The organism is Mailhella sp., assembly GCF_057866825.1.
Map to the genome: position 1 here is coordinate 1 of NZ_DBMAHT010000203.1, position 2,297 is coordinate 2,297.

Sequence of the window (2,297 nt, forward strand, 5' to 3'; positions counted from 1 at the left end):
AGAACGAAGAGGTATGCTCATATCAAATGTCCTTGATGATGCTGAGGGTTGTTCTCCCCGCACCGGGAGGATTCAGAACGACGACTCAGCTCAGGACGTTTTCCGCCTGACTTCTCGGACAGTTGGTCGTGAACCGACCGAAGATTCCGAATGTCCCGATACGAAATGCGGTTTCAATAAGCTATGCTTCCGCAGCCCGCTTGTCAAATCATGCGGCCGTCGCTTGCCCCCCTTTTGAAGCTATGGCATAGTCGCCTCGTCCTTTTCCGCGCACTCCTGGGCGCGGGGCACGTTTTTACCTTCTGCAAGCGGGCTTTTCATCATGCTTCCCCTGCTCGACGTTCAGCATCTCACCGTATCCTTTGGTTCCGTTCCCGTCGTGCGCGACATCAGTTTTTCGCTGTTTCGGGGCCGCACGCTCTGCCTCGTGGGCGAATCTGGATCCGGCAAGAGCATGACGGCCTTTTCCATCATGCGCCTGCTTCCCTCTCCGGGACGCGTTTGCTCCGGAGCCCTGCTCTTTGAAGGCGAAGACCTGCTCAAGCTCAGAGAAAAGGACATGCGCCACCGGCGAGGCCGCGACATCTCCATGATCTTCCAGGAACCCATGACCTCCCTGAATCCCGTGCTGCGCATAGGAAAGCAGCTTGCCGAGCCTCTCGAAATCCACGAATGCCTGCACGGCCGCGCGGCTGAAGAGCGCGCCGCCGAGCTCATGGACCTCGTGGGCATACCCGACCCCGTCCGCAGGCTCAACGACTATCCGCATCAGTTTTCCGGGGGCATGCGTCAGCGCGTCATGATAGCCATGGCGCTGGCCTGCTCGCCCAAGCTTCTGCTGGCCGACGAACCCACCACCGCGCTCGACATCACCATTCAGGGGCAGATTCTGCGCCTTCTCGGCAGGCTCGCCCGCGAAAGGGACATGGGCGTGCTGCTCATCACCCACGATCTCGGCGTGGTGGCCGAAGCTGCGGACGACGTCGCCGTCATGTACGCCGGCGAGCTCATGGAACAGGCTCCGGTTTCCGAATTCTTCGCCGAACCGCTCCATCCCTATTCCCGGGGACTCATGGCCTGCGCGCCCCTCGTGGGCAATCACAACTGCGAAAGACTGCCCTCCATTCCCGGCATGGTTCCGCTGCCTTCCGAACTGCCCGAAGGCTGCTCCTTCCGGCCGCGCTGCCCGCACGCTTCGCAGCAGTGCCTCAGCGAACCGCCGCTCCGGGCCGTCGGCGAGCATCATTTCGTGCGCTGCTGGAAGGCTTTCGCATAAAATTTCGCCGAACACGAAAAAAATGCTTGCCAAAGGACGGCAAATTTACTAAGAACATTCCTGCGCCGAAGTGGTGAAATTGGTAGACACGCTAGGTTCAGGGTCTAGTTCCCGTTCGGGAGTAAGAGTTCGAGTCTCTTCTTCGGCACCAGTACGAATATCAGGGCTGTCATGAATATGACAGCCCTTTTTCGTTTTCCGCCGCTTTTGTCTCCGTCGCACAGGCTTTTCTCCCACACACGCCGATCCCGGCCGGGCCACCTCTCCGGGCGCACGTCACCCTCACGGCGGCTCCGCTCCCCTGCGCTTGTGCTCAGTCGCCCCCGCAACAATCCGGGGCGCTCATTCCTCATCCTTCATGACCCCATGACTCAGAACTGCCGCCCCGGCTGAAAAGCCTCGACGGCCCCGCCGACGCAGGCGCAAAACGCCGGGCGCAGGCCTTCCGACGGAAACGTTCAGCAAAGGCGACGGCGCAACGCGCTCCCCTGCACACGACGCAACGTCTGATGAACCATCATCAGAAGCCGCCCGCCGTCAACACTCTCCTCCGCGCGACGCGCAGTCGGCGGCCTTTTTTCCATCGTGTCAGACCAGGCGGGCGCGTCCGTTTCCACGAGCGGCGGTCCTGTGCGGCTTGCTATCTCCCAAGCTCCGGTATGGCGCAGCGCCGGGACGACCGGCGACTTTCCCGACCCCACGACGCGGCGCGCCCCGCTCTCTTCCGGCGATGGGTGGTGTACGCATACATGTAAAAAAGGCATCGGGCGGCCGCGCCGAAAACACGCAACCGCCCGACATCAACCGGAGCAAACCGCAGGCAGCGCCCGCGCTACACCCAGATCAGTTCGTATTCGCTGCTGCCGAGTCCCATTTCCTTCATGTAGGAAAGCTGACGCAGTCCCTTCCGGCTTTCCATGCGCTCCACCATGGGCGCGCGCACGTCTTCCGGCAGCGCGTAGATCATGTCCACGGACGCCCGATCTATGGCCTGAATGTCCGTGGACGCCAGTATGCCGAG

The 2,297-nt window shown here is 61.5% G+C and carries 1 protein-coding gene, 1 tRNA gene and 2 pseudogenes; 3 read left to right on the forward strand and 1 reads right to left on the reverse strand.

Features of this window, described 5'->3' with window-relative positions:
• Window positions 1-322: 322 nt before the first annotated feature.
• The 3 genes and pseudogenes from ACZM96_RS10665 to ACZM96_RS10675 form a co-directional block, all read left to right on the forward strand.
• Window positions 323-868, forward strand: a pseudogene (locus ACZM96_RS10665) (ATP-binding cassette domain-containing protein); the annotation flags it as partial.
• 141 nt (window positions 869-1,009) lie between these two features.
• On the forward strand, window positions 1,010-1,276 hold the full coding sequence (locus ACZM96_RS10670) for an oligopeptide/dipeptide ABC transporter ATP-binding protein (RefSeq protein ID WP_489489041.1): 267 nt from the start codon (window positions 1,010-1,012) through the stop codon (window positions 1,274-1,276).
• A 64-nt stretch (window positions 1,277-1,340) separates the two neighbouring features.
• Window positions 1,341-1,427, forward strand: a tRNA-Leu gene (locus ACZM96_RS10675).
• A 681-nt stretch (window positions 1,428-2,108) separates the two neighbouring features.
• Here ACZM96_RS10675 and ACZM96_RS10680 read toward each other — a convergent pair.
• Window positions 2,109-2,297 (reverse strand): annotated as a pseudogene (locus ACZM96_RS10680) (DUF362 domain-containing protein); the annotation flags it as partial.